This window comes from Pseudonocardia endophytica, assembly GCF_004339565.1.
GTDB lineage: Bacteria > Actinomycetota > Actinomycetes > Mycobacteriales > Pseudonocardiaceae > Pseudonocardia > Pseudonocardia endophytica.
Genome location: NZ_SMFZ01000001.1, coordinates 753,718 through 776,834 on the forward strand (window position 1 = coordinate 753,718; position 23,117 = coordinate 776,834).

General features: G+C 74.0%; 22 protein-coding genes and 1 riboswitch. Of the genes, 10 read left to right on the forward strand and 12 right to left on the reverse strand.

The annotated features are described in order from the left end of the window. The 5 genes from EV378_RS03050 to EV378_RS03070 all read right to left on the reverse strand — a co-directional run bounded on the left by EV378_RS03050 (position 1) and on the right by EV378_RS03070 (position 5,215). Positions 1-597 carry a hypothetical protein gene (locus EV378_RS03050; RefSeq protein ID WP_132421222.1) on the reverse strand — a complete coding sequence of 199 codons (597 nt, stop codon included), beginning with the start codon at positions 595-597 and terminating at the stop codon, positions 1-3. A gap of 17 nt (positions 598-614) precedes the next feature. Next, a complete protein-coding gene (locus EV378_RS03055; RefSeq protein WP_132421223.1) occupies positions 615-1,787 on the reverse strand; it encodes an ROK family protein in 1,173 nt (390 codons plus the stop codon). A 7-nt stretch (positions 1,788-1,794) separates the two neighbouring features. Continuing rightward, complete coding sequence (locus EV378_RS03060) at positions 1,795-3,237, reverse strand: sugar ABC transporter permease (protein ID WP_132421224.1); 1,443 nt, start codon at positions 3,235-3,237, stop codon at positions 1,795-1,797. Then, positions 3,234-4,010, reverse strand: a complete 777-nt coding sequence (locus tag EV378_RS03065; protein WP_132421225.1) for an ATP-binding cassette domain-containing protein — start codon at positions 4,008-4,010, stop codon at positions 3,234-3,236. Before EV378_RS03065 ends, EV378_RS03060 begins: the two co-directional genes overlap by 4 nt. 68 nt (positions 4,011-4,078) lie before the next feature. Beyond that, complete coding sequence (locus tag EV378_RS03070; RefSeq protein WP_132421226.1) at positions 4,079-5,215, reverse strand: sugar ABC transporter substrate-binding protein; 1,137 nt, start codon at positions 5,213-5,215, stop codon at positions 4,079-4,081. Between the two features lie 265 nt (positions 5,216-5,480). Here EV378_RS03070 and EV378_RS35775 point away from each other — a divergent pair, with 265 nt between their 5' ends. Genes EV378_RS35775 through EV378_RS36145 form a run of 3 tightly spaced genes read left to right on the forward strand, consistent with a single transcriptional unit; the run spans position 5,481 to position 9,399 of the window. Next, positions 5,481-6,941: a hypothetical protein gene (locus EV378_RS35775; protein WP_243653239.1), complete on the forward strand. Its 1,461-nt coding sequence runs from the start codon at positions 5,481-5,483 to the stop codon at positions 6,939-6,941. Continuing rightward, a complete protein-coding gene (locus EV378_RS03080; protein WP_132427308.1) occupies positions 6,938-7,570 on the forward strand; it encodes a precorrin-8X methylmutase in 633 nt (210 codons plus the stop codon). The genes EV378_RS35775 and EV378_RS03080 overlap by 4 nt, the downstream gene beginning before the upstream one ends. After that, positions 7,567-9,399 carry a precorrin-2 C(20)-methyltransferase gene (locus EV378_RS36145; RefSeq protein WP_132421227.1) on the forward strand — a complete coding sequence of 611 codons (1,833 nt, stop codon included), beginning with the start codon at positions 7,567-7,569 and terminating at the stop codon, positions 9,397-9,399. The genes EV378_RS03080 and EV378_RS36145 overlap by 4 nt, the downstream gene beginning before the upstream one ends. Positions 9,400-9,507: 108 nt before the next feature. Here EV378_RS36145 and EV378_RS03090 read toward each other — a convergent pair whose 3' ends face one another. Further along, positions 9,508-10,203 (reverse strand): Pr6Pr family membrane protein, encoded by a 696-nt coding sequence (locus EV378_RS03090; RefSeq protein WP_132421228.1) that lies wholly within the window; start codon positions 10,201-10,203, stop codon positions 9,508-9,510. A gap of 16 nt (positions 10,204-10,219) precedes the next feature. Beyond that, positions 10,220-10,849: an HAD-IA family hydrolase gene (locus tag EV378_RS03095; RefSeq protein ID WP_243653240.1), complete on the reverse strand. Its 630-nt coding sequence runs from the start codon at positions 10,847-10,849 to the stop codon at positions 10,220-10,222. Positions 10,850-10,909: 60 nt separating this feature from the next. Between EV378_RS03095 and EV378_RS03100 the strand changes: the two genes are divergently transcribed. Together EV378_RS03100 and EV378_RS03105 are read left to right on the forward strand one after the other, a co-directional pair. Then, the gene (locus tag EV378_RS03100; RefSeq protein ID WP_243653241.1) at positions 10,910-11,983 is read left to right on the forward strand and encodes an alanine racemase; all 1,074 of its coding nucleotides are present in this window, start codon (positions 10,910-10,912) and stop codon (positions 11,981-11,983) included. A 10-nt stretch (positions 11,984-11,993) separates the two neighbouring features. Beyond that, positions 11,994-13,010: a zinc-binding dehydrogenase gene (locus EV378_RS03105; RefSeq protein WP_132421230.1), complete on the forward strand. Its 1,017-nt coding sequence runs from the start codon at positions 11,994-11,996 to the stop codon at positions 13,008-13,010. Between the two features lie 361 nt (positions 13,011-13,371). Here EV378_RS03105 and EV378_RS03110 read toward each other — a convergent pair whose 3' ends face one another. Beyond that, the gene (locus EV378_RS03110) at positions 13,372-14,178 is read right to left on the reverse strand and encodes a cobalt-precorrin-6A reductase (RefSeq protein ID WP_207908559.1); all 807 of its coding nucleotides are present in this window, start codon (positions 14,176-14,178) and stop codon (positions 13,372-13,374) included. A gap of 43 nt (positions 14,179-14,221) precedes the next feature. Here EV378_RS03110 and EV378_RS03115 point away from each other — a divergent pair, with 43 nt between their 5' ends. Both EV378_RS03115 and EV378_RS03120 read left to right on the forward strand, forming a co-directional pair. Next, positions 14,222-14,887, forward strand: coding sequence for a haloacid dehalogenase type II (locus EV378_RS03115; RefSeq protein ID WP_132421231.1), 666 nt, complete (start codon positions 14,222-14,224; stop codon positions 14,885-14,887). Positions 14,888-14,956: 69 nt separating this feature from the next. Beyond that, positions 14,957-16,372, forward strand: a complete 1,416-nt coding sequence (locus EV378_RS03120; RefSeq protein ID WP_132421232.1) for a glycoside hydrolase family 140 protein — start codon at positions 14,957-14,959, stop codon at positions 16,370-16,372. Between the two features lie 30 nt (positions 16,373-16,402). On the opposite strand, the gene EV378_RS03125 is transcribed toward EV378_RS03120, so the two are convergent. The 3 genes from EV378_RS03125 to EV378_RS03135 all read right to left on the reverse strand — a co-directional run bounded on the left by EV378_RS03125 (position 16,403) and on the right by EV378_RS03135 (position 19,103). Then, entirely contained in the window at positions 16,403-17,161 is a 759-nt protein-coding gene (locus tag EV378_RS03125) for an ABC transporter ATP-binding protein (RefSeq protein ID WP_132421233.1), read from the reverse strand. Beyond that, positions 17,158-18,066: an ABC transporter permease gene (locus EV378_RS03130; RefSeq protein WP_132421234.1), complete on the reverse strand. Its 909-nt coding sequence runs from the start codon at positions 18,064-18,066 to the stop codon at positions 17,158-17,160. Before EV378_RS03130 ends, EV378_RS03125 begins: the two co-directional genes overlap by 4 nt. Next, positions 18,063-19,103, reverse strand: a complete 1,041-nt coding sequence (locus EV378_RS03135; RefSeq protein ID WP_132421235.1) for an ABC transporter substrate-binding protein — start codon at positions 19,101-19,103, stop codon at positions 18,063-18,065. The genes EV378_RS03130 and EV378_RS03135 overlap by 4 nt, the downstream gene beginning before the upstream one ends. Next, positions 19,093-19,204, reverse strand: a riboswitch (TPP riboswitch). (Overlaps the previous gene by 11 nt.) A 59-nt stretch (positions 19,205-19,263) precedes the next feature. Between EV378_RS03135 and EV378_RS03140 the strand changes: the two genes are divergently transcribed. Together EV378_RS03140 and EV378_RS03145 are read left to right on the forward strand one after the other, a co-directional pair. Beyond that, positions 19,264-20,289 (forward strand): Ldh family oxidoreductase, encoded by a 1,026-nt coding sequence (locus EV378_RS03140; protein WP_165922121.1) that lies wholly within the window; start codon positions 19,264-19,266, stop codon positions 20,287-20,289. A 104-nt stretch (positions 20,290-20,393) separates the two neighbouring features. After that, positions 20,394-21,581, forward strand: coding sequence for a GAF domain-containing protein (locus tag EV378_RS03145; protein ID WP_132421237.1), 1,188 nt, complete (start codon positions 20,394-20,396; stop codon positions 21,579-21,581). A gap of 93 nt (positions 21,582-21,674) precedes the next feature. On the opposite strand, the gene EV378_RS03150 is transcribed toward EV378_RS03145, so the two are convergent. Beyond that, complete coding sequence (locus EV378_RS03150; protein ID WP_130289842.1) at positions 21,675-21,863, reverse strand: DUF7455 domain-containing protein; 189 nt, start codon at positions 21,861-21,863, stop codon at positions 21,675-21,677. A gap of 363 nt (positions 21,864-22,226) precedes the next feature. Here EV378_RS03150 and EV378_RS03155 point away from each other — a divergent pair, with 363 nt between their 5' ends. Beyond that, positions 22,227-23,096: an EamA family transporter gene (locus EV378_RS03155; RefSeq protein ID WP_132427314.1), complete on the forward strand. Its 870-nt coding sequence runs from the start codon at positions 22,227-22,229 to the stop codon at positions 23,094-23,096. The last annotated feature ends 21 nt before the right edge of the window (positions 23,097-23,117 follow it).

Below are 23,117 nucleotides of genomic sequence, written 5' to 3' on the forward strand. Positions count from 1 at the left end.
TCACCCGCCGACCGACGTCGTGATCCGCACGTGCGACGGCGTCGCGGGCGCCGAGCCGAACCCGAACCGGACGGGAGGACGTACCGGCGCGAGCCGGCCGAGATCGTCACCGTCCCAGCGCACGACGGCGCCGTCGATCCGGTGCACGTCGCGGGCGCCGTAGAACTCGCGCCGACCGTTGCCGGCCGTCCCCGCAGTCCGCACCCCGGGCAGGATCCGGCGGGCGACCGGGTCCAGCGCGGCGAGCCAGCGCGGGTCGGTTCCGACGACCGGTGGCACCGCCCGCAGCAGCAGGCCCAGCGACGGCCGCGGTCCGACGCTCCACGCACACTCCAACGGGCCTGCGACGACCTGCCGCCTGCCGTCGCGGGCCGTGTGCGCCACGGACGTCACGACGACCTCGTCGAACGTGTACGTCGTGGACACGTAGTCCGCGATCTCCGGGCCGGGCGCGAGCAACGTGCGGTGGCCCGCCGCATCCTCGGTCATGACGTCGGTGAACGGACCGAGCGGGGAGTGCAGCCAGTGCCCGACCACGACCCGCCTGCCGGACGTCGTGCCCAGGCCGGAGATCCAGCCGTCGAAGCGATCGGTCATCGTGGGCGGGTACCCGCTCAGACCGTGCCCAGCACCGGTTCGAACGCCAGTTCCGCGGCGCCGACGAGCTTGCCGTCCCGGCCCAGCGGGGACAGCGCGATGCGGGTGCCGCCGATCGCGCGGCTGACCAGGCTGCGGCGCTGCACCTCGTCGCGGATCCGGTCGACGACGGTCGGCGGCAGCGCCGCGAACAGGTCCCCGAGCACGACGAGCGCCGGGGCGAGCATGTTCACGACCGTGACCAGGCCGGCCGCCATCCAGCCCGCGTAGTCCGACAGCAGCAGGTCCGCGCGTCCCGGCACGGCCGCCAGCCCGCGCAGCTCGGCGACGAGCACGCCGCGCGGCCCGTCCTCGGGCAGTCCGAGCGCACGGCACAGCGCGGGCTCGCCGACCTCGGTCTCCCAGCATCCCTGAGCGCCGCAGAAGCAGTCGCGCCCGCCGGGACGCACGAGGATGTGCCCGAGCTCGCCGACGTAGCCGCCGGTGCCACGCAACGGCCGCCCGCCCGCGACCACTCCACCGCCGACCCCGACGTCGGCCGACAGGTAGACGAGGTCCGAGTCGTCGCGGGCGACGCCCCGCACGTGCTCGGCCAGCGCACCCAGCTCGGCGTCGTTCCCGACCTGGGTCGGCCGTCCGAGCACGGCGGCGAGCCGCTCGCCGAGCGCGACCTCCCGCCACCCGAGGTTCGGGGCCTCGTGCACGAGCCCGTCGCGGCGCCGGACCACGCCCGGCACCGAGACCCCGACGCCCAGCTCGGAGACGGCGAGCTCGTCACGCAGCAGCTGCGCCGACTCGGCGACGTGCGTGATCACCTCACCGGCCAGCCGGGTGGTGCGGTGCAAGTTCCAGCTGTGCCTGCCCAGGATCTGTCCTCCGATCCCGACCATCGCCATCGCCACCTGGTCCACCCGGATGTCGACGGCCAGCACGACGGCCGACTGCGGTTCCGGCAGGACGAGAAGCGACGGCCGCCCGGCGCCGGACCGCAGCGTCGGCACCGCCTCGGTCACCACCCCGGACTCGGTCAGCCCGTCCACCACCGCCTTGATCGTGCTGCGATTCAGGCCCAGCTCGGAGGCCAGCGTGGCGCGGGTGCAGGGCCCGTCGACGTGCAACCGGCGCAGCAGGACCGCACGGTTGTGCCGTCGGGCGTCGTCCGGGCGGGTGCCCGAGGTGGAGGTCGTCACGCGGGAGTCACCGTCCGGTGGCCACCGACCGCCGCCGGGAGACCACGTCGACCGCGGCGGCCAGCAGCAGCACCAGCCCGGTCACCACGAACACCACGGCCGCGGGCTGTTTGAGCAGGCCGAGCCCGTTCTGCACGGTCGCCAGCACGGTGCCGCCGATGACGGCGTTGCTGATCCGCCCCCGCCCGCCGAACAGCGACGTCCCGCCGATCACCGCGGCGCCCACGGCGAACAGCAGCGTGTTGCCACCGCCTGCCGCCGGGTTCACCGACCCGATCTTCGACGAGTAGACGATCGCCCCGACCGCCGCGAACGCCGTCGAGATCACGAACACCGACGCGCGGATCCGGACGACGTCGATACCGGCCCGTCGCGCCGCCTCACGGTTGCCGCCGACGGCGTAGACGTGCCTGCCGAACCGCGTCCGGTCCAGCACGTAGGTCCCGGCCACGAGCAGCACGAGCACGATCGGCACCACGTACGGCACACCGGAGATCGAGATCACGCCCGGCGAGCGGTCCTGGGTCAGCGCGAACGTGGCCAGCGCGCCGAGCACGACGACGGCGGCGATCTTGATCAGCACCAGGCCGTTCGGCTGGGCGACCAGGCCGGTCCGCAGCCGGGACCGCTGGCGCACCAGCATCACGGCGGCGTACCCGCCCGCCACGACGACGAACAGGATCCAGGACCCGAGCGTCGACAGGTTGCCGTTGGCCACCGCGATGATCACCGGGTCGCGCAGGGCGAGCGTGCCGCCGTCGCCGATCAGCTGCAGGATCACGCCCTGCCAGGTGATGAACAGCGCCAGCGTCACGACGAACGACGGCATCCCGATGCGCGCCACCAGGAAGCCGGTCAGGCACCCGATCACGACGCCGACGCATACGGCGAGCAGCATCTCCAGCCACGGGTTCGGCGCGAACCCGACGGCCACCAGTACGACGGCCACCAGGCTGATCCCGGCGCCCGCCCACACCCGGACCAGCGCCGCGAGACCGGCCGCGAGCAGCATGACGACCACCAGGATCACGAACACGACGGTGCCCGCGGCGCCGAGCATGTTCCCGCCGTTCACGAGGTGCAGCGCCATCAGCGCGGCGGCGAGCCCGGACGCCGTGCCGGCCGCCAGGTCGATCTCGCCGGTGAGCAGCACGAACACGAGGCCCATCGCGATGATCGTCGGGCCCGCGCCCTGCTGCAGGAGGTTGGCCAGGTTCAGCAGGCTGGGGAACGTGCCGCCGGAGTCCAGGATCGTGAACAGCACGAACAGCGCGGCGAGGCCGAGCAGCGCGGGCAGCGAGCCGAGCTCGCCGTTGCGCAGGCGGCGGCCGTAGTCGCCGATCGCCTCGCCGGTCGTGCGGGCCGTCGTGTCGATGCCGAAGTCGGCCGCCCGGCTGCCGGGGTTCGCCCGCTCCGCGGCGCTCGTCGGCTCGCTCCTCGTCTCGCTCACCGGAGGACCTCCGCCTCGGGGCGGGCCAGTCCGAGGTCACCGGACCGTCCCGCCGTGATCAGTTCGACGACCTGGCCGTGCGTGACGTCGCGGGTCGCGACCTCGGCGACCATGCGGCCCAGGTAGAGCGTCGCGATCCGGTCCGACACCTCGAACACGTCGGCCATGTTGTGGCTGATCAGCACGACCGCGAGACCCTGCTCGGCGAGCCTGCGGACCAGGTCGAGCACCTGCCGGGTCTGGGCCACGCCGAGTGCCGCGGTGGGCTCGTCGAGCAGCACCACCCGCGAGTCCCAGAGCACGGCCTTCGCGATCGCGACGGTCTGGCGCTGCCCGCCGGACAGCGACGCGACCGGCGTGCGCACGGACGTCACGGTCCGCACCGACAGTGACGCCAGCGTCCGCCGCGCCGCCTGCTCCATGTCGCCCTCGTCGAGCATCCAGGGGCGGCCGCGCTCCCGGCCGAGGAACATGTTCTGGACGATGTCGAGATTGTCGGCCAGCGCGAGGTCCTGGTAGACGACCTCGATGCCGAGCCGGGCGGCGTCGGACGGCGTGTTCAGGGAGACCGGCTGGCCGTCGAACAGGACCTCGCCGCCGTCGATCGGGTGGATCCCGGCGACGCACTTGACCAGCGTGGACTTGCCTGCGCCGTTGTCTCCGACGAGCGCGGTGACCTCCCCGGCGCGCACCGTCATGTCCACGTCGTGCAGCACCTGGACCGCGCCGAAGCTCTTGGTCACCCCGCGCAGCGCGAGGATCGGTTCGGACATCCGTCTCTCCGTCCGGAGTGGACCGGTGCGCGGCCGGCGGATCGCGCCCGCCGCGCACCGGTGGTCGGTCACTTGATACCGAGCTGCCCGCAGGTCGCGGCGTTCGCCCCGGTGCAGATCTCGGACGCCTTGATGTAGCCGGCGTCCGTGACCACCTTGACGTTCTGCTTCGTGATCAGCTGCGGGGTCAGCAGCACGGACTTGACGGCCCGGTTGCCCTTCGGGTCCTGCACGGTCTGCTTCGCGACCTGGTCCGCGGCCGCCGTGTCCCCCTTCGCCAGGTCGGCGGCCAGCGTCGCCGCCGCGTCCGCCTCCTCCTGGATCGGCTTGAACACGGTCATGTACTGGTCGCCGCGCAGGATCGCGGCCAGGCCGTCGGCCGTCGCGTCCTGGCCGGTCACCGGCACCTTGCCGTTGAGGCCGTACTTCGTGAGCACGGTGATCACCGAGCCGGCCATGCCGTCGTTGGCGACCGCGACGCCGTCCACCTTGCCGCCGTTGCCGGTGAGGATCTGCTCGAACGTGGTGCCGGCGACCTGGTTGTCCCACTTGTCGATCGCCTGGTTCTGGACGAGCTTGTAGGCCCCCTGCTGGTACTTCGGCTGCAGCACCGACATCTGGCCGCGGGTGTAGAGCGTGGCGTTGTTGTCGGTCGGGGCGCCCTCGATCTGGATGATCTGCGCGCCCGGCTTGTTCCCCACGCCCTGCGCGAGTCCCTGCCCCTGCAGCGCGCCGACCTTCTCGTTGTCGAACGAGACGTAGTAGTCACTGGTGCCGCCGAGGTTGAGCCGGTCGTAGTCGATCACCGGGATGCCCTGGGCCTTCGCCTTGGCGGCGACGGCGCTGCCGCCGTCACCGCTGATCGACGCGATCACCAGGGCCTTGACACCGCTGGAGATCATCCCGTCGGCGAGGGTGGAGAACTTCTGCTCGTCGCCCTGGGCGTTCTGGATGTCCGGGTCGAGGCCCTTGGCCCGCATCGCCTTGTCCAGCATGGGCTTGTCGAAGCCCTCCCACCGGGCGGACGTGTCGGTCTCCGGGAGGATCACGCCGACCTTGATCCCGCCGCCCTGGGCCGGCTGCTCCCCTCCGCCCTGACCGCCGCCCGCGCTGTTCTGCCCGCAGGCCGAGAGCGTGAGCACGAGGCCCAGGCCCATCGCCATCGTGGCGCGCAGCACGGTGCTGCGCGATCGCCGCGTCTCCATCGGGGTCCCCTCCACGTCACTGTGGCACCGGTCCGGCGTCACCGGACCGCGTGAATGTTGCGAGCGACAACGTATGGGGTGTTCTCCGTCGCTCAGAAGCCTTCTGAATCGAGCAACGTCCGGATGGATCATCACGATTCGGTCACGGAGACCGCTGTTTGTTGCGCGTCCCGCCGCTCGCCGCGGTCCGGAGCCGTCCGGTGTGAGCCATCCCGCCGCCCCGGGGAGCCCCGGCCGGTCGGCGGCTGTGCCTACAGTGACCGGCGTGCGGACGACCGAGCGCAGCGTGGGCGGAGCGGGCATCGACGCCACCCGCACCCGCGCCGACGCCTGCCCCGGCGTCGTGTCGCCGCATCTCGCGGCGGACGGTGCGCTGGCCAGGGTGCGACTGCCCGGCGGGGCGATCTCCGCGACCGCGCTGCGTGCCGTGGCCGCGCTCGCCGAGGTCGCGGGCGACGGCGCGGTGCACCTGACCTCGCGCGGGAACCTGCAGCTCCGCGGCATGGACCCGGACGACCCGCGCCCGGTGCAGCGGCTCGACGCGGCCGGGCTGCTGCCGTCGCGGACGCACGAGCGGGTCCGGAACGTGCTGGCGTCCCCGCTGTCCGGGATCACCGGCGGAGTGGCCGACGTGCGCGGTCTGGCCGCCGCGCTCGACCGGGACCTGTGCGCCCGTCCGTCGTTGGCGTCACTGCCGGGACGGTTCCTGTTCGCGTTCGACGACGGCCGCGGCGACGTCGCGGCTGAACGTCCCGATGTCTGCTGGCTGGCGGTCTCCGACGACGACGGGGAGCTCCTCGTCGCCGGGGCGCCGACCGGTCTGTGGTGCTTCTCTGCCGACTCACCGTCCCTGCTGCTCGACGCGGCGGAGACGTTCCTGCTGCTGCGCGCCGAACACGCGGAGGACCCGGACGCCCGCGCATGGCGGGCTGTGGAACTCCCGGACGCGGCGATCCGGATCGGCGATGCGCTCGTGGCTCGCTGGGGCACGACCCGCGCCGCGGCGCCCACCGGCCCGGGCAGGGCTGCCGGCCCCAGCGCTCCGACGTTGGACGACAGCAGCTCTCGCGTGGAGGGGTTGGACGGGGGCAGCTCTCGCGCCACCGGACCGCGCGGGGCAACCCCTCCCCGGCGCACGCCTGCCGCCGCGGAACCCAGACGGTTGGGCGAGAGCAGCTGTCGTGCAGAGGGACTGGACGAGAGCAGCTTCCGCGCAACCGGGTCGGGCGGCGCTGCCTCGACGGCGCGCCGAACCGGGTCGGTCGGCAGCAGCTCTCGCCCCGAGGGGTCGGACCGGAGCAGCTCTCGCGTGGTCGGAGTGCTCGGGAGCGGAGCGGTGGGTGCCGCACCGGTCCTCGGCGAGCTGTCCGTCGCGCAACTGCGCGTGCTCGCGGAGCTCGCGCCGGACGTGATCGTCACGCCGTGGCGCACGCTCGTCGTGCCCGCCCCGCACGACCCGGGGACCGCACTCGACCGCCTGCGCGAGGCCGACCTCGTCGTCGACCCGCAGCACGCCGCGTTGCGGGTCAGCGCGTGCGCGGGCACTCCGGGCTGCGCGAAGTCGCTCGCCGACGTCCGTGCGCACGCCCGCTCGTTGGTCACGTCCGGGGCGGACGGCCCGGTGCACGTCTCCGGCTGCGCGCGACGGTGCGGCGCGCCGCACGGGACGCACACCGACCTCGTCGCGACCGGACCCCGGACCTATACGACCGAGGAGCACCGCTGAGCGACTACATCACCGACGGCGCCGAGATCTACCGGCGGTCGTTCGCGACGATCCGCGCCGAGGCGGACCTGACCGGCCTTCCCTCGGGGATGCCCGACGTCGCCGTGCGCATGATCCACGCCAGCGGGCAGGTCGACCTCGTCGAGGACATCGCCGCGTCCGACGGGCTCGTCGACGCCGCCCGTGGTGCGTTGCGGGCCGGGGCGCCGATCCTCTGCGACGCGATGATGGTCGCCTCGGGGGTCACCGCGGCCCGGCTGCCCGCGGACAACGAGGTGCTCTGCCTGCTGCGCGACCCGCGCGTCCCGGAGTACGCGACACGGATCGGCAACACCCGTTCGGCCGCCGCGCTCGAGCTGCTCGCCGACCGGTTCGACGGCGCGGTCGTCGCCGTCGGCAACGCACCGACGGCGTTGTTCCACCTGCTCGACCTGATCGACCGCGGGTTCGGCAGGCCGGCCGCGGTGCTCGGCATCCCGGTCGGGTTCGTCGGCGCCGTCGAGTCCAAGGTGGCGCTCGCCGCGCGTGACGATCTCGAGTACCTCGTGGTGCACGGGCGCCGCGGCGGGTCCGCGATCACCGCCGCCGCGCTGAACGCGCTGGCCCACGAGCAGGAGATCATCGCGTGAGCGAGCATGCGAGCTCGGCAACCGGCACGCTGTACGGCGTCGGCCTCGGACCCGGCGACCCGGAGCTGACCACGATCAAGGCCGCCCGCCTGGTCCGGGACGCGGACGTGATCGCCTACCACTCGGCGCGCCACGGCCGGTCGATCGCCCGGCGGATCGCGGAACCGCACATGTCCGGTGCGGCGATCGAGGAGGCGCTGGTCTACCCGGTCACGACGGAGACCACCGACCATCCCGGCGGCTACCGGGGTGCGATCGACGCGTTCTACGCCGAGGCCGCGGAACGCCTTGCGGCACATCTGGAAGCGGGACGCGACGTCGTCCTGCTCGCCGAGGGCGACCCGCTGTTCTACGGCTCCTACATGCACATGCACAAACGCCTCGCCGGCCGGTTCCGCACCGAGGTCGTGCCCGGCGTGACGTCGATCAGCGCCGCGTCGGCCGCGCTCGGACAGCCGCTCGTGGAGCGCGACGAGGTGCTCACCGTGCTGCCCGGCACGCTCCCCCGCGAGGAGCTCGCCCGCCGCCTGGCCGCCACGGACTCGGCCGCGATCATGAAGCTGGGCCGGACGTTCGGCACCGTCCGCGACGCGCTGGACGACGCCGGCACGCTGGACCGCGCCCGCTACGTGGAACGGGCCACGATGGACGGACAGCGCACCGGCGACGTGTCCGATGTAGACGCTGATTCGGTGCCCTACTTCGCGATCGCGCTGGTCCCCGGCGAGGTCGCCGCGTCGGTCCCCGGGCCGCCGTCCGGTGAGATCCCGGGGGCGCCGACCGGTGCAGGTGATCCACGGACGAGGAGCGGAGCGTTCGCGGGGCGAACGGATGGCTCCGCGAACGGTGATCTCGCCTCCGACGGCGGGGCGGGCGGCGACCGTGATCCACGGTTGCGGAGCAGAGCTGTCGGCGCGCGGACGGACAGCTCCGCATCCGGTGATCTCCCGGACGGAACGGGGCTGGGCGGACCAGCCCCGGCGTCGACCGCCGATGATCCACGTCTGCGGAGCGGATCGTTCACCACGCGAACGCAGGGCTCCTCGAACGGTGATCATGCCGGCGGGCCGGGCGAGGTCGTCGTCGTCGGCACCGGGCCGGCCGGACGGGACTGGCTGACCCCGCAGGTGGCGGCCGCGCTGTCGGTCGCCGACGACCTCGTCGGCTACGGGCCCTACCTGGACCGGATCCCGCCGAACCCGCGGCAGACCCGGCACGCGTCGGACAACCGGGTGGAGGCCGAGCGGGCCGCGCACGCGCTGGACATGGCCGCGTCCGGGCGACGGGTCGCGGTCGTGTCGGCCGGCGATCCCGGCGTGTTCGCGATGGCCGCGGCCGTGCTGGAGGTGGCCGCCGAGCCGAAGTATCGCGACGTGCCGGTGCGCGTCCTGCCCGGGCTGTCCGCGGCGCAGGCGGTCTCGGCGTCCGTCGGGGCGCCGCTCGGGCACGACCACGCGATGATCTCGTTGTCGGACAGGCTCAAGCCGTGGGACGTCGTCGAGGCCCGCCTTGAGGCCGTCGCCGCGGCGGATCTGGCGATCGCGATCTACAACCCGCGGTCGAGGGCGCGCCCGTGGCAGGTCGGCGCCGCGCGGGACGTGCTGCTGCGCCACCGGGCGCCGGAGACCCCGGTCGTGCTCGGGCGCGACGTCGGCGGCGCCGGTGAGCGGGTCACGATCACGACGCTGGGCGATCTCGACCCGGAGCAGGTCGACATGCGCACGCTGGTGATCGTCGGGTCGTCGACGACGCGGGTGGTCGAGCGCGGCGACGGCACGTCGGTGTTCACACCGCGGCACTACCGGCGCGACGAGGCCCGGTCGAGCTAGTGCCGCATCGCGAAACGTTCGGCACCGATCTCGGAGGCCCAGGCGCCCGCAGGCGGGCGTTGCCGCCCGTGCGAAGACGCCCGGTATGAGCTGCGGGCGGCGCCGTGCCTACGAACGCCTGGATCCGCCTATTCCGGTACCGACGTTGCGCGACACGGCACCAGCCGGCAGCCGCCGGTCGGCCCACCACAGCAGCAGGCCGACGACGACGGCCCCGACCACCACGAACCCGACGTTGCGCGCCGCGACGGCGGCCCCGAGCCTCCCGACGTCCAGGAACGGGTACGGGTACCAGCCGGTCACCGCGCCGTGCAGGAACGTCCACGCGATCCACGCGACCGGCCACACCGCGGCGCCGAGCAGGGCCGCCGGATCGACGCGCGGTCGCGGGCCGAACACGAGCCAGCCGAGCACGGCCGCGATCGGCGCGACGTAGTGGAAGGCGATCGTCGCCGCGTACGCGACGCCGGTCAGCTGCACGATCGGCGCCAGGATCGTCGCGAACACGACGCCGGTGACCGCGATCCCGAGCAGCGCGTCGATGTGCACGACCCGCCACCACCGCCCGTCGCGCTCCGGGTCCAGTGCGAGCGAGGTGGCAACGACCAGCACGAACACGTTGCTCTCGATCGTGAAGTAGCTGGCCAGGCGCAGCAGCCGGGTACCGAGGGACGCCACCGCGCCGCTCTCGCCGCTGTTCGCGTCGGCACCGCCCGCCGCGATGAGCACGACCTGCGCGACGAGCGCCGCGGCGACCAGCAGGGCGAGCACCGCGTACCAGGTGCGGACGACGCGAGGGGACACGGGCCGACCGTAGTGGTCAGGCTGTCGGGCGCGCCGCTGTCGCGTCGAACAGCGGCAGGAGATCGGACAGGCCGCGCAGCCGCAGGTCTCCGTCGAGGCCGCGCAGCGCGGCGGTCCGGGCCCCCGCGGCGCGTCCGGCGGCGAGCCCGGCGTCGGCGTCCTCCACGACGAGGCACTCCTGCGCCGCCACGCCGAGCGCGGCGGCGGCGGTCCGGTAGCCCTCCGGGTCGGGCTTGCCGCGGGCGACGTCGTCGCGGGCCACCAGGACCGGAGCCTCGATGCCCGCCACGCCGAGGCGGCGCCGGGCCAGCTCGCGATCGGCGCTGGTCACGATCGCCCATGGCACGGCGGCCGCGTCCAGCGCGGCGACCAGCTCGTGCGCGCCCGGCAGCGCGACGACCTCGTCGAGATCGGTGTACTGCAGCTCCATCTGGCGGACCGACGCCGCGGCGACACCGGCCTCGTCGAGATCCGGCCGCAGGATGCGGATGGTGCCGTCGGCCGGTACGCCGTGCGCGACGGCGCTCAACGCCTCCGGCGCGACGCCGTACTCGTCGGCCCACGCCGACCACGCACGGGCCACCGCCGCGTCCGACTCGACCAGCGTGCCGTCCATGTCGAACAGCACCGCGCGGATCCCGTCCACGTACCCTCCTTTTATTCGCCGGGCGAGGATATCGCAGGATGCGAGGATCGAGCAGTGCCCGTGAGCGAGGACCTCGACACACCGTTCCTGGCCGTCGACCCGACCGCCCTGGAGCGCAATCTCGCCGCCGGTGCCGCCCGCGCCGCGTCCCGCGGGCTGGCATGGCGTCCGCACGCGAAGACCCACAAGTGCGTCGAGATCGCCCGCCGCCAGCTCGCGCACGGCGCCGTCGGGCTGACGCTGGCGACCGTCGCCGAGGCCGAGGTGTTCGCCGACGCCGGGTTCGACGACCTGTTCCTCGCCTACCCGGTCTGGGCCGGCGGTCCGCGAGCGGACCGGTTGCGCGCGCTGGCCTCGCGGGTGCGGCTGCGGATCGGTGTGGACTCGGTGGAGGGTGCGACGGCGCTGGCCGCGGCACTGCGCGGCGCACCGGCCGAGGTGCTCGTCGAGGTCGACTCCGGGCACCACCGCACCGGAGTCGCCCCACCGGAGGCTGGTGCGGTGGCCGCCGCGTGCACCGGCCTGGACGTCGTCGGGGTGTTCACGTTCCCGGGGCACTCGTACTCCCCCTCCCCCGGCGGGCGCGGCGCGGCCGCCGACGACGAGGCCGAGGCCCTCTCCGACGCCGCGGCGTCGTTGGCCGCCATCGGAATCGAGCCGCGCGTCCGCAGCGGCGGGTCCAGCCCGACCGAGCCGCTTCCTCCCGGGCCGGCGACCTACCCGGCGACCGAGACCCGGCCCGGCGTGTCCGTGTTCGGTGACGCGCAGCAGGTCGAGCTCGGCGCCGCCGGCTTCGACGACGTCGCGCTCGTCGCCGTCGCCACCGTCGTCAGCGTGCGGGACGGGCACGCCGTGCTGGACGCGGGCAGCAAGACTCTCGGCGCGGACCGTCCACCATGGACGTCCGGGTTCGGTCGGTTGCTCGACCATCCACATGCGACGATCGTGGCGCTGTCCGAGCACCACGCGACGGTGGCGTTCGGCTCCGCGCACGTCCCGCCGGTCGGGAGCCGGGTGCGGGTGGTGCCGAACCACGTCTGCGCCGCGGCCAACCTGGCGTCCTCGCTCGTGGTGCTCGACGGCGACCGGGTCGTCGACCGCTGGGCCGTCGCGGCCCGCGGGGCGAACACGTGAGGGGAGAACCGTGCGCGCGGTCCTGATCAGCGAGTTCGGTGTCGAGCCGACGGTCGTCGAGGTCCCGGATCCGTCGCCGCGGCCGGACGGGGTCGTCGTGCGGGTCGAGGCGACCGGTGTGTGCGCGAGCGACCGGCACGCCTGGCTCGGGCACGACGACGGCGTCGCGCTCCCGCACGTGCCGGGTCACGAGTTGGTCGGGACGGTCGTCGCCACCGGTCGGCTGGTGACCCGCGCCGCGGTCGGCGACCGGGTGACCACACCGTTCGTCTGCGGCTGCGGTGTCTGCGACGAGTGCCGCTCCGGTCAGGCGCAGGTGTGCCCCGACCAGGAGCAGCCGGGTTTCACGCACCGGGGGTCGTTCGCCGAGTACGTCGAGGTGCGGCACGCGGACGCGAACCTGGTCGCCGTCGCCCCGGATGCCGACGCCGGCGGCGCGGCACTGCTGGGCTGCCGGTTCGCGACGGCGTTCCGGGCGCTGGCCGACCGCGGTGGCGTCCGGTCCGGGGACCGCGTGCTGGTGCTCGGCGCGGGCGGGGTGGGGTTGTCCGCGGTGCTGGTCGCCGGTGCGCTCGGCGCCGAGGTCGTGGTCGCCGACCCGTCTCCGGAAGCGCGGGACCTCGCGATGTCGCTCGGCGCGGTCGCGGCCGTGGACCCGTCCGGTGTGGACGGTCTCGACCGGGTGCGCGACGCGCTGGGCGGTGGCGCGCGGATCGCGCTCGAGGCGGCCGGACGTGCCGAGTCGCTGGCCCTGGGAGTGCGGGCGCTGCGACGGCAGGGGGTGCTCGTCCAGGTCGGGCTGCTCGCTGCCGAGCCGGTCGTCCCGGTGCCGGACGTGATCGCCCGGGAGCTGACGGTGACCGGGAGCCACGGCATGGCCGCTGCCGACTACCCACGTCTGATGCGGCTCGTCGAGGTCGGGCGCCTCGACCCGTCGCGCCTGGTCACGAGCCGCATCACGCTCGACGAGGCCCCCTCTGCCCTGACTCGTCCCACCGGTCCGGGCGTGACGGTCGTCGAGCCGTGACTCGACCTCGACCGGCCCGGCCCGGCCCGGCCCGCGACGGCTCTGGCACCGGTATCGATGAGGCGATCGGGTGTCGCGCTCGTGCTGCCTGTGGCGCGTCGCGCATGTACCAACCCGGCGTCGCATGATCGGCGGAACCGGTCGAGGCGCGCCGACGGTGTCGCGTCGGTGCCACTTCCGCCGATCACGGCCGCCGCACCGGACGGCCCGGCGCCGCCCCCACCGCAGTGATCCACTCCGGCTGAGATGGCAGTGGTGGTTCCGCACCGGCGTCCGGCACAGCCATGAGTGCCATCTCGACCGGCGTGACGCGGTGACCGGCCACGGCACGCGGAGCGGACGGCGGGAATCGCGGCCGGTGTCAGGCCGGGGAGAGGCCGAGCCGGGCCAGGGCCTCCTCCACCGTGGAGGCGGTGGCGACGCCGTCCGGGAGCGGTGGACGGTCCACGACGAGGACGAGGACCTCGGCCTCGCGGGCGGCGGCGAGCTTCGGTGCGGTCGCGGTGCCGCCGGAGTCCTTCGTGACCAGCACGTGCGGACGGATCTCCGCCAGCAGGGCGCGTTCGGCGTCGAGCGTGAACGGTCCGCGGTCGAGCAGCAACGTGTGCCGGGAGGGAAGCGGCGCAGGAGGCGGGTCGACGGCCCGGATCCAGAACGCGGCGTCGACGCCGGCGAACGCGGACAGGCCTCCGCGCCCGGTCGTCAGCAGCACGCGGCCTCTGGCGGCCGATCCGGACCCGGTGGCGGCCCGGCCGTCCCTCCCCTCGGAGCCGGGAAGCAGCCCGGGCAGCGCAGCCGCGGCAGCGGGGACCGTCGGGACGCGGATCCACCGGTCGTCCGGCCCCGCGATCCAGCCGGGACGGCGGAGCACGACCAGTGGGACCCCGGTCGCGGAGCACGCCGCGGCGGCGTTCGCGGTCATCCCGCGGGCGAACGGGTGCGTCGCGTCCAGCACGGCGTCGATCCGCTCGTCGCAGAGGTGGGTGACCAGGCCGGAGACGCCGCCGAACCCGCCGACCCGCACCTCTCCGTCCGGCAGCGACGGCGACCGCACGGCCCCGGCCAGCGACGACACCACCCGCAGTCCCGGCCGCCCGGCCAGCGCCGCCGCGGCCGCACGCCCCTCGGTGGTACCGCCGAGCACCAGAACCGTGCGCGGGGCGTCCACACCGGCCAGGGTAGGCCCCGTCCCCGACGCGAGGAGCGAGACCGTGCCGATCACGACCGTCGTGTTCGACGTGAACGAGACCCTGTCCGACCTGAGCCCGCTCTCCCGGCGGTTCTCCGACCTGGGCGCGCCCGAGTGGTACGGCCCCTACTGGTTCGCCTCCACCCTGCGCGAGGGGATCGCGCTGGCCGCCTGCGGGGACTACCGGCCGTTCGCCGAGATCGGCCGGGAGACCGCAGCGCAGTTGTTGCGCCGCAGCGGGATCAGCGACCCGGACGGCGGTGCGGGGCACGTGCTGCAGGCCTTCCTGGACCTGCCGCTGCACCCGGACGTCGCCGACGGCGTCCGTGCTCTGGCCGACGCCGGGTACCGGCTGGTCACGCTGTCCAACGGCGCGACCGGCGTCGCCGAGAAGCTGCTCGGCGACCACGGGATCCGGGACCGGTTCGAGGCGGTCCTGTCGGTGGACGACGCCGGCGTCTGGAAACCGGTCCGGGCCGTGTACGAGCACGCGGTGCGGCACTGCGGGATCGCGGCGGACGAGGCCGTGATGGTCGCCGTCCACCCGTGGGACCTGCACGGCGCGCACCGCGCCGGGATGCGCACCGCCTGGGTGAACCGGACCGGTGAGCCGTACCCGGGTCACGTCGCGGCGCCGGACCACACGGTCGCCGCGATCGGCGATCTGGTCACCCACCTGACCGGCTGACCTGCTCGCGACACGGTCGCCGGCCCCGTACCGTGATCATGTGCATCCGGACGATTCGGGCGACCGACCGTGAACCGCGTCCTGCGACGGCTGGCGGTCGGCTTCGCCTGCGCGGCGGTGCTCGGCTCGTGCGCCGCCGGCACCGCTCCCCCGCCAGGTCCGGACACGCAGGCGCCCGGCCCGTCGTCGACCCTCGAGCCGCTGAAGGCCGACGGCCGGTTCCTGTCCACCGTGTCCGGGACGCCGTTCTTCTGGCTCGGCGACACGGCGTGGGCGTTGCCGTCCGCATTGGACCGTGAGGAGACCGCCCGCTATCTCGACGTCCGCGAGGAGCAGGGTTACACGGTGATCCAGGTGGTCGCCGTGTTCCCGCACGTGGACGGCAAGGGCGCCAACGCCTACGGGGACGAGCCGCTCACGAACGGCCTGAACCCGGCGACCACGCCGGGAGCCGATCCGGACGACGAGCAGGCCTACGACTGGTGGGACAACCTGGACTCCGTCGTCGACGCGGCCGCGGCGCGCGGGATCCGGGTCGCGCTGCTGCCGGTGTGGGCCGACCAGCAGATCGGATCGTTGCTCACCGAGCGCAACGCGCGCACGTACGGCGAGTTCGTCGGGAACCGCTACGGCGACCGTGTCGTCTGGGTCCTCGGCGGCGACGAGGGCGCCGACGGCTCCGAGGACGTCTGGACACGACTGGCCGAGGGCATCGAGGCCGGCGCGGGACGTGACGTGCTGATGACCTACCACCCGATCGGCGACGCGAGCTCCGCGCAGTGGTTCTCCGGCGAGAAGTGGCTGGACATGAACATGATCCAGGGCGGGCACTGCCTGCGCTACGACGTGCGTGCCCGGCTCGTCGCGGACTCCGGGCGTGCGGGCCTGCCGTGGCTGGACGGCGAGCCGATCTACGAGGACCACCCGTACTGCTGGGACCGCCCGCCGGAGGGCTACGCGAGCGACCTCGACGTGCGCCGCGACGCGTACTGGGCCGTGTTCGGCGGCGCGCTCGGCCACACCTACGGCCACCACGCCGTGTGGCAGTTCCAGACGCCCGGCGGCGGGGCGGCGCTCGACGCGCGGCCCGGCGCGGACTGGCGGCAGGCGATCCAGGCTCCCGGCGGTGTCCAGATGGGACACCTGCGGGCCCTGATGGAGTCCCGGCCGTACACGACCGGACGTGCCGCGCCGCAGGTGGTGTCCGACGCCGGGAGCGGGGCCGACCGGATCCAGGCGACCCGCGCGACCGACGGCTCCTACCTGATGGCGTACGTCCCGAACGGCAGGGAGTTCGAAGTGGACCTCGGCGCGCTGCCCGGCCCGGCGCGCACGTGGTGGTTCGACCCGCGCACCGGCGAGGTCACCGAGGCCCGGACGACCGGCGGCGGCAGGCAGGCCGTCACGCCACCGGACGGCGGGGAGGACTGGGTGTTCGTCGCCGACGACGCGGCACGGAACTTCCCCGCTCCCGGCAGCGACTGAGCTCGCCCCCGCGAACGAGTGGAGAGCGGGTCAGCCGGCCGGCGCGCGCAACGTCTCCAGTAGCTCCGCCTCGGCTGCGGCGAAGCGGGGGTCGGTGAGCACGTCGGCGGTGCGCGGCCGGGGCAGCGGGATCGACACCTCCCGGCGGATCCGGCCGGGACGCGGCGAGAGCACCAGCACACGGTCGGAGAGGAACACGGCCTCGCGGACGTCGTGGGTGATCAGCAGGACGGTCCAGCCGTAGTCCGCGCGGACCGACTCCAGCCACTCCTGCATCCCGGTCCTGGTGAGCGCGTCCAGGGCGCCGAACGGCTCGTCCAGCAGCAGCACCGACCGGTCCGCGACGACCGTGCGCAGCAACGCCGCCCGCTGTCGCATCCCGCCGGACAGCTCGCCCGGCCGGACGTCCTCGAACCCGTCGAGACCGAACCGGGCGAACAGCGGCCGCGCACGCTCGCGCGCCGCCCGTCGCCCCACACCGGCGATCTCGAGAGCGAGCGTGGTGTTGTCCAGCACGGTCCGCCACGGGAACAGCAGGTCCTTCTGCGGCATGTAGCCGAACGCACCGCCGGTGGCGGGCTCGCCGTCCACCAGGACCCGCCCGTCGACCCGCGCGTCCTCGGAGGCGAGCCCGGCGAGGGCGGAGAACAACGTCGACTTCCCGCTGCCCGACGGCCCGACGACCGAGACGAACTCGCCCGCGGCGACCGAGAGCGACACGTCGTCGAGAACGGGGAGGTCGCCGAACGCGACCGACAGACCGTCGACCCCGACCTTGGGACGGCTCACCGGTGGTCCGCCCGGTACCACGGCGTGACCAGTCGCTGGACCACGTAGGTCAGGCCGAACAGCGCGACCGACAGCACAGCCGTGACGAGCACGGCGGCCAGGACGAGGTCGGTGCGGAACGAGTTCTTCTGCAGCTGCATGAAGATCCCCAGACCGGCCTTCGCGCCGACGTACTCGGCGAACACGGCGCCGGTGACGGCGTAGGTGATGCCGATCCGCAGCGCCGTGAAGAACGACGGCATCGCGCCGGGCAGGCGTACGTACCGGAAGCGCTGCCAGCGCGTCGCACCCATGCTGCGCAACAGGTTCGTCGCCTCCCGGTCGGTGGAGGCGAACCCCTCGACCAGCCCGACGGCGACCGGGAAGAACGTCACCAGCGCGATCACCAGCACCTTCGGCAGCAGGCCGAACCCGAACCAGATGATCAGCAGCGGGGCGATCGCGATGATCGGCAACGTCTGGGACGCGACGAGCAGCGGTGTCAGCGCCCGTCGCAGGAACGGCGAGAAGTCCACCATGATCGCCAGCGCCCACGCCACGACGAGCGACACCGCGAACCCGATCACGGTGACCTGCAGCGTCGGCACGGTGTTCGTCCAGAGCGCCTCGCGGAACGCCCAGCCCTGCTCGACGACCCGCAGCGGCGACGGCAGCACCTGCGGTCGCACCCCGGACACGGCGACGCCGACCTGCCACACGACGAGCAGCACGACGACGATCGAGAACGCGGGCCACACCCGTCGCAGCACTCCCGTACCCGCCGCCCGAGCGGGGCTCTCGTTCGGCCCCGCAGCACGTGCGGAGCTCTCGTCCAGCCGGGACGGGGACCGGCCCGCCCGCGTCGGGCCCGGCGCCGTGGTGCGAACGGGGCTGTCGTCCAGGCCGGTGCGCGTGTCCCGGGTCATCGCGCACCCGCCGGGGACAGGTAGTCGTTCGTGAACCACGTCGAGAAGTCCGGCTTCCGCGTCACCGGCTTCCCGTCCGGGCCCACGACGGAGCCGGAGTCATAGGCGAACCCGGAGTACCCGGCCCAGCGCTGGAGCGTCTGCGTGCCGACGCGCCCCCGCTCGTCCTTCAGATAACGCTGCGCGAGCATCGCCGACGACTGCTGGACCAGGCGCGGGTCGGTGAACGCGCCCGGGTTGGCGTCGGACAGCAGACGAGCGCCCTGCGCCGGGTCGTCGGCGGCGAGCTGGTAGCCGCGCTGGGCGGCTTGCACGAACGCCTTCGCCTCGTCCGGGTTGTCCCGCAGCCAGGTGGAGTTGCCGATGAGCAGGACGTTGTAGGCGTCCGGGAAGCCGTAGTCGGTGTAGCGGAACGTGCGCAGCGGCTCGCCGCGCAGCTGCGCCTCGATCCCCTCCCAGGCCACGAACGGCTCGGTGAAGTCGGCCTGCCCGGCGTACAGCGCCTCGTAGGCCGACGTGCCGAGCTGCACGGTCTGGAAGTCGCCGCGCCCGCCGGCGTCCTTGATCACCGCGGCCATCTTCGCCTGCTCGCCCGGCTCGCCGAACCCGGCGTACGTCTTGCTGTCCAGGTCGCGCGGGGTTCTGATGGCGGAGTTGTCGGCTCGAACCGCGATCTCGGTCGCCCAGTGCTGCAGGATCGCCATCACCGACGTGATGTCCGCGCCGGTCGCCTTCGAGTACGTGAACGAGTCCTGGAAGCTGATCCCGAAGTCGGCCGCCCCGTTCGCGACGAGCGTGTCCGGCGACGTCTGGTTGTACGGCAGGATCTCGACGTCCAGCCCGGCGTCCCGGAACCAGCCGAGCTGCTGGGCGACGTAGAGCCCGGTGTGGTTCGTGTTCGGCGTCCAGTCCAGCGCGACGCGGATCGTGCGCGGGTCGCCTGAGCCGCCGCCGTCCTGGGCGGACGAGCATCCCGCCAGCACGACGGCGACCACGGCCAGCAGAGCGGTGATCACGAGAGAACGGGTGCGCGACAAGGCAGCCTCCCTACGCCGGTCTGAACCGGATCAGGTTCGAACGGTCGACGGCCGCCTGCCGCCCTCTCAGCCTCGGATCGTGGGCTCCCGCGGTACGGCAGCGACCCTACGTGCGCCCGTGGAGCCCGGCCACCTCGAGGCGTTGCCTAGGCTCCGCGGCGTGAGCGCCGACGACCTGCCCCGGATCCCCCTTGCCGAGTACCTCGCGGTGGGCGGGCGAGCGCTGACCCGGCTCGGGGCGCCGGAGGCGGTCGCCCGCACGCAGGTCGCCTGGCTCACCGAGGGCGACCTGCGCGGCCACCCCTCCCACGGTCTGCGACGGCTGGAGGTGCTGGTCGGGCGCGTGCGCTCCGGTCTGATCGTCCCGGACGCGCCGCCGGAGCTCGTCCGGTCCGCGGCGGCGGTGCTGCGGGTCGACGGGCACGACGGGTTCGGCCCGCCGACGGCCGTGCGCGCGCTCGAGGACCTGGTGACGATCGCGCGGGAGAACGGCGTGGCCGTCGCCGCGATCCGGCGCGCCGGACATCTCGGCATGCTCGCCCCGTACGTCGAGCGCCTGGCCGGCGAGGGACTGGTCGGCCTGGCGACGACGACGAGCGAGGCTCTCGTGCACCCGTGGGGCGCCGCCCCGGCGATGCTCGGCACGAACCCGCTGGCCGTCGCCGTCCCGACGGCGACCGACCCCGTCGTGCTGGACATGGCGACCGGGCAGATCTCCCGTGGCAAGGTCCTCGACCACGCCGCGCGCGGCGAACCGCTGCCGGAGGGATCCGTCGTCGACGCCGACGGCCGCGCCACGACGGACCCGCAGGCGGCGCTGGACGGCGCGATCAGCCCGTTCGGCGGGCCGAAGGGGTACGCGCTGGCGCTGGTGCTGGAGGTGCTCGTCGCGACGCTGACCGGTACCGCGCTGGGTACCGACGTCCGCGGCACGCTCGACACGACCGACCCGGTGACCAAGGGCGACCTGCTGCTGGCGATGGACCCGGCCGCGTTCGGCGGCGGGACGCCGCAGGCGCTCACCGCGTTCCTGGACATCCTGCGCGGCCTCGAGCCCGCGCCGGGCTCGCCCGGCGTCACCGTCCCGGGTGACCGGGCCCGCGCCCACCGTGCCCGACACGCCGACGCCGGCGTGCCGGTTCACCCGGACACGTGGTCGGCCGCGGTCGCGCTGTCCGGGGGCTGAGCGGAGAGTGATCGTCGGCCTTCGCTACTGTCCGAGAGGACACGGCGGCGCCCGCTCGGGGGCCGGCGCCGGACGATCCGGCCCGGACAGGCGAGAGGACGACGATGGCCGCCCCGCTCCCCAGCTCCCGCCCCGACGCGTCCACCGCGGTCATGCGGATCGCGTTGCAGGTCGGCGCCACTCCCGTCGCGCACGTCGACATCGGGACGATGCTGACCGGCGTCTGCTCGGCGCTGCCGCCCGCCGTCGGCGTCGCCGCAGCGGTCCTGGTGCTCACCGATCCCGCCGACCCGCGCGATCCGGAGGGCCAGCAGGTCTTCGCCTCGGACGACGCCGCGAACCGGCTGGGGCTGATCCAGCAGCGCGCCGGGCGCGGTCCGGTGCCGGCCGCGGTGCGGGGCGACCGCCCGCTTGCGGTACCCGACCTCACGGTCAGCGGCCCGCCCGAGCTGGCCGCGGCGGCCGCGGACTGCGGGCTGGTCCGATCGCTGGTCGTGCCGCTGTCGGAGTCCGGGCAGCCGGCCGGCGGGCTGCAGCTCCTGGCCGGGTCGGACGCGTCGCTGGACGAACGGTCGGCGTCGATGCTGTCGCCGCTGATGGGAGCGCTCTCCGCGCGCCTGGCCGACGCCCGGGAGCTGGCCAGGGTCAGCGCCCGTGTCACGCCGGACGTCGAGCAGGACGAGGACCCCGAGTTCCCGCCGGAGACCACGGCCGTGCCCACGCTCGTCGAACAGGGCCCGGAGCCGGACCCCGAGTCGGCGGACCCCGACACGAACGACGCCGAGGACGGCGACGGGTACGCCGCGGAGAGCGACGACGTGGCGCACGAGGAGACGCTCCCGCTGGTCCCGGTCACGCCGCACCCGGTCGTCTTCGGGGAGACCCCGCCGGTCACCGAGCGTGATCCGGTGACCGACCTGTTCGCTGCCGGCGAAACGGTCGAGGAGACCCCGCCGACCGGTCAGGCCCGGCTCGGCTGGGAGGGCCCTGAGCACACCCCGCCGCCGACGGCCGTGCCGCCGAGGGCGCTCCCGGCGCGGGTCCCGTCGCTCGGCCGCGTCGCGCGTCCGACGCCGCACCCCGTGCCGCGTCCGGTCCCCCGGCCCGTCCCGGCCGCCGTGCCCGAGCAGCGTTCCGAGGCGGTCCCGATGGCCGACCCGACGGCGGCCCCGGAGCCCGCAGGCCCCGCCCCCGTCGCCGCCGGACCCGTCCCGGCGCCGGAGGACGCGACGAACGGCACGGACGACCCCACATGGCGGGTGCCGCGCCACCGCCTGCGCGACGAGATCTGAGCCCGGCCCCCGAACAGACGACGGGGGCGGAACCCGCAGGTCCCGCCCCCGTCGTGGAAGCCTCGTTCGCGTCCGGCGTCCGGCCGGACGCGCTCACTCGCCGCCCTGCTGCACCTCCACACCGCTCTCGCGCAGCTTCTCGGCGTGAGCGCGGCCGTGGTGGCCGCAGAAGAGCAGCTCCCCACCGGAGGGAAGCACCGCACGTACCTTCGCCGCCGCACCGCAGCGGTCACAGCGGTCGGCGAGGGTCAGTTCGGGCCGGGTCAGCGTTTCGGGCTGCATAGCGGTCTCCCTCCATGTCGGTCCCGGGAGTGATCCCGGAGCCGTATCACTGTGACGACCGCTCTCGCGGGTCGCCCACACTCTTGCAGACGTCTGGGACCCCTGCACGTGTTCCCGGGGCGAGTCGCGACGACCGTCACGTCCGGATCTTGAATGGACATCAGGTGGCGCCACGCCGTACCCGCGGTGACCGGATACCGATGAAGTTGTGTAGTCAGGATTGACTATCCGGAATCATGCGGTGCCGTCTGTCACCCGTGCAAGCGGACCGACTGTTAACTCCTCGTGTCGCGACTACCGTGAGCGACCGTGAGTGCCCGTCGGATTCCCGCACCGCTCCTCTTCCTCGTGGGCGGGACGTCGATGTACGTCGGGGCCGCACTGGCCGTCGGGCTGTTCGACCGGCTCGCGCCGCACGCCGTCGCCGAGCTGCGCCTGATCGGTGCGGCGCTCGTGCTGCTGGCCTGGCGGCGCCCCGGACGGGCCGCGTGGGCACCCCGCCGCCTGCTGCTCGCGACCGTGTTCGGACTGGCCACGGCACTGATGAACGTCGCCTACTACGAGGCGATCGCACGCCTGCCGCTCGGCACGGCGGTGGCGCTGGAGTTCTGCGGCCCGGTGCTCGTCGCGGCTCTCGCTTCGCGGCGGCCCAGAGACGTCGCGGCCGTCGTGCTGGCCGCGGGCGGTGTCGCCCTCATCGCCGATGTGCGCTGGTCAGGCAGCCCGTCGGGCGTGCTCTGGGCTCTCGCGGCGGCCGCGATGTGGGCGGCGTACGTACTGCTCGGCAAGCGCGTGGCGCGCGGCGGCAACGGCATCGACGAGCTGGCCGTGGGTTTCACGACGGCCGCGGTGATCCTCTCGCCGCTGCTGTTCACCGGCGGGGTGGGCGGCCTCGCCCCGCTCGCCGAGCCCTCGGTCCTGGCCCTGGCCGTCGGGCTGGGGGTGCTGTCGTCGGTGATCCCGTACGTGCTCGACCAGATCGTGCTGCGACGGGTGGGGCAGGCCCGGTTCGCCGTGCTGCTGGCGTTGCTGCCGGTCACCGGGACGATCGTCGGATTCGTCGTGCTCGGCCAGATCCCCGGCGCGCTGGAGGTCGGCGGGATCGCCGCGGTGATCGCGGCCGTCGCGCTGCGCTCGCGCGACGGTGACGAACCGCCTGCCACCGTGGACGTATCGCCATCACGCTCCGTCACCGATGACCGTCCGGCGCACGGCCGCCCCGGTGCGGCGTAGGTCACACCGGTGGATTCACCC

What these genes read in the sequence shown, in the direction of transcription:
- EV378_RS03065 (WP_132421225.1), bottom strand. Translation starts at nt 4,010, where the DNA reads ATGTCCGAACCGATCCTCGCGCTGCGCGGGGTGACCAAGAGCTTCGGC.
- EV378_RS03070 (WP_132421226.1), bottom strand. Translation starts at nt 5,215, where the DNA reads ATGGAGACGCGGCGATCGCGCAGCACCGTGCTGCGCGCCACGATGGCG.
- EV378_RS03050 (WP_132421222.1), bottom strand. Translation starts at nt 597, where the DNA reads ATGACCGATCGCTTCGACGGCTGGATCTCCGGCCTGGGCACGACGTCC.
- EV378_RS03130 (WP_132421234.1), bottom strand. Translation starts at nt 18,066, where the DNA reads ATGACCCGGGACACGCGCACCGGCCTGGACGACAGCCCCGTTCGCACC.
- EV378_RS03155 (WP_132427314.1), top strand. Translation starts at nt 22,227, where the DNA reads ATGTACGTCGGGGCCGCACTGGCCGTCGGGCTGTTCGACCGGCTCGCG.
- EV378_RS03145 (WP_132421237.1), top strand. Translation starts at nt 20,394, where the DNA reads ATGGCCGCCCCGCTCCCCAGCTCCCGCCCCGACGCGTCCACCGCGGTC.
- EV378_RS03150 (WP_130289842.1), bottom strand. Translation starts at nt 21,863, where the DNA reads ATGCAGCCCGAAACGCTGACCCGGCCCGAACTGACCCTCGCCGACCGC.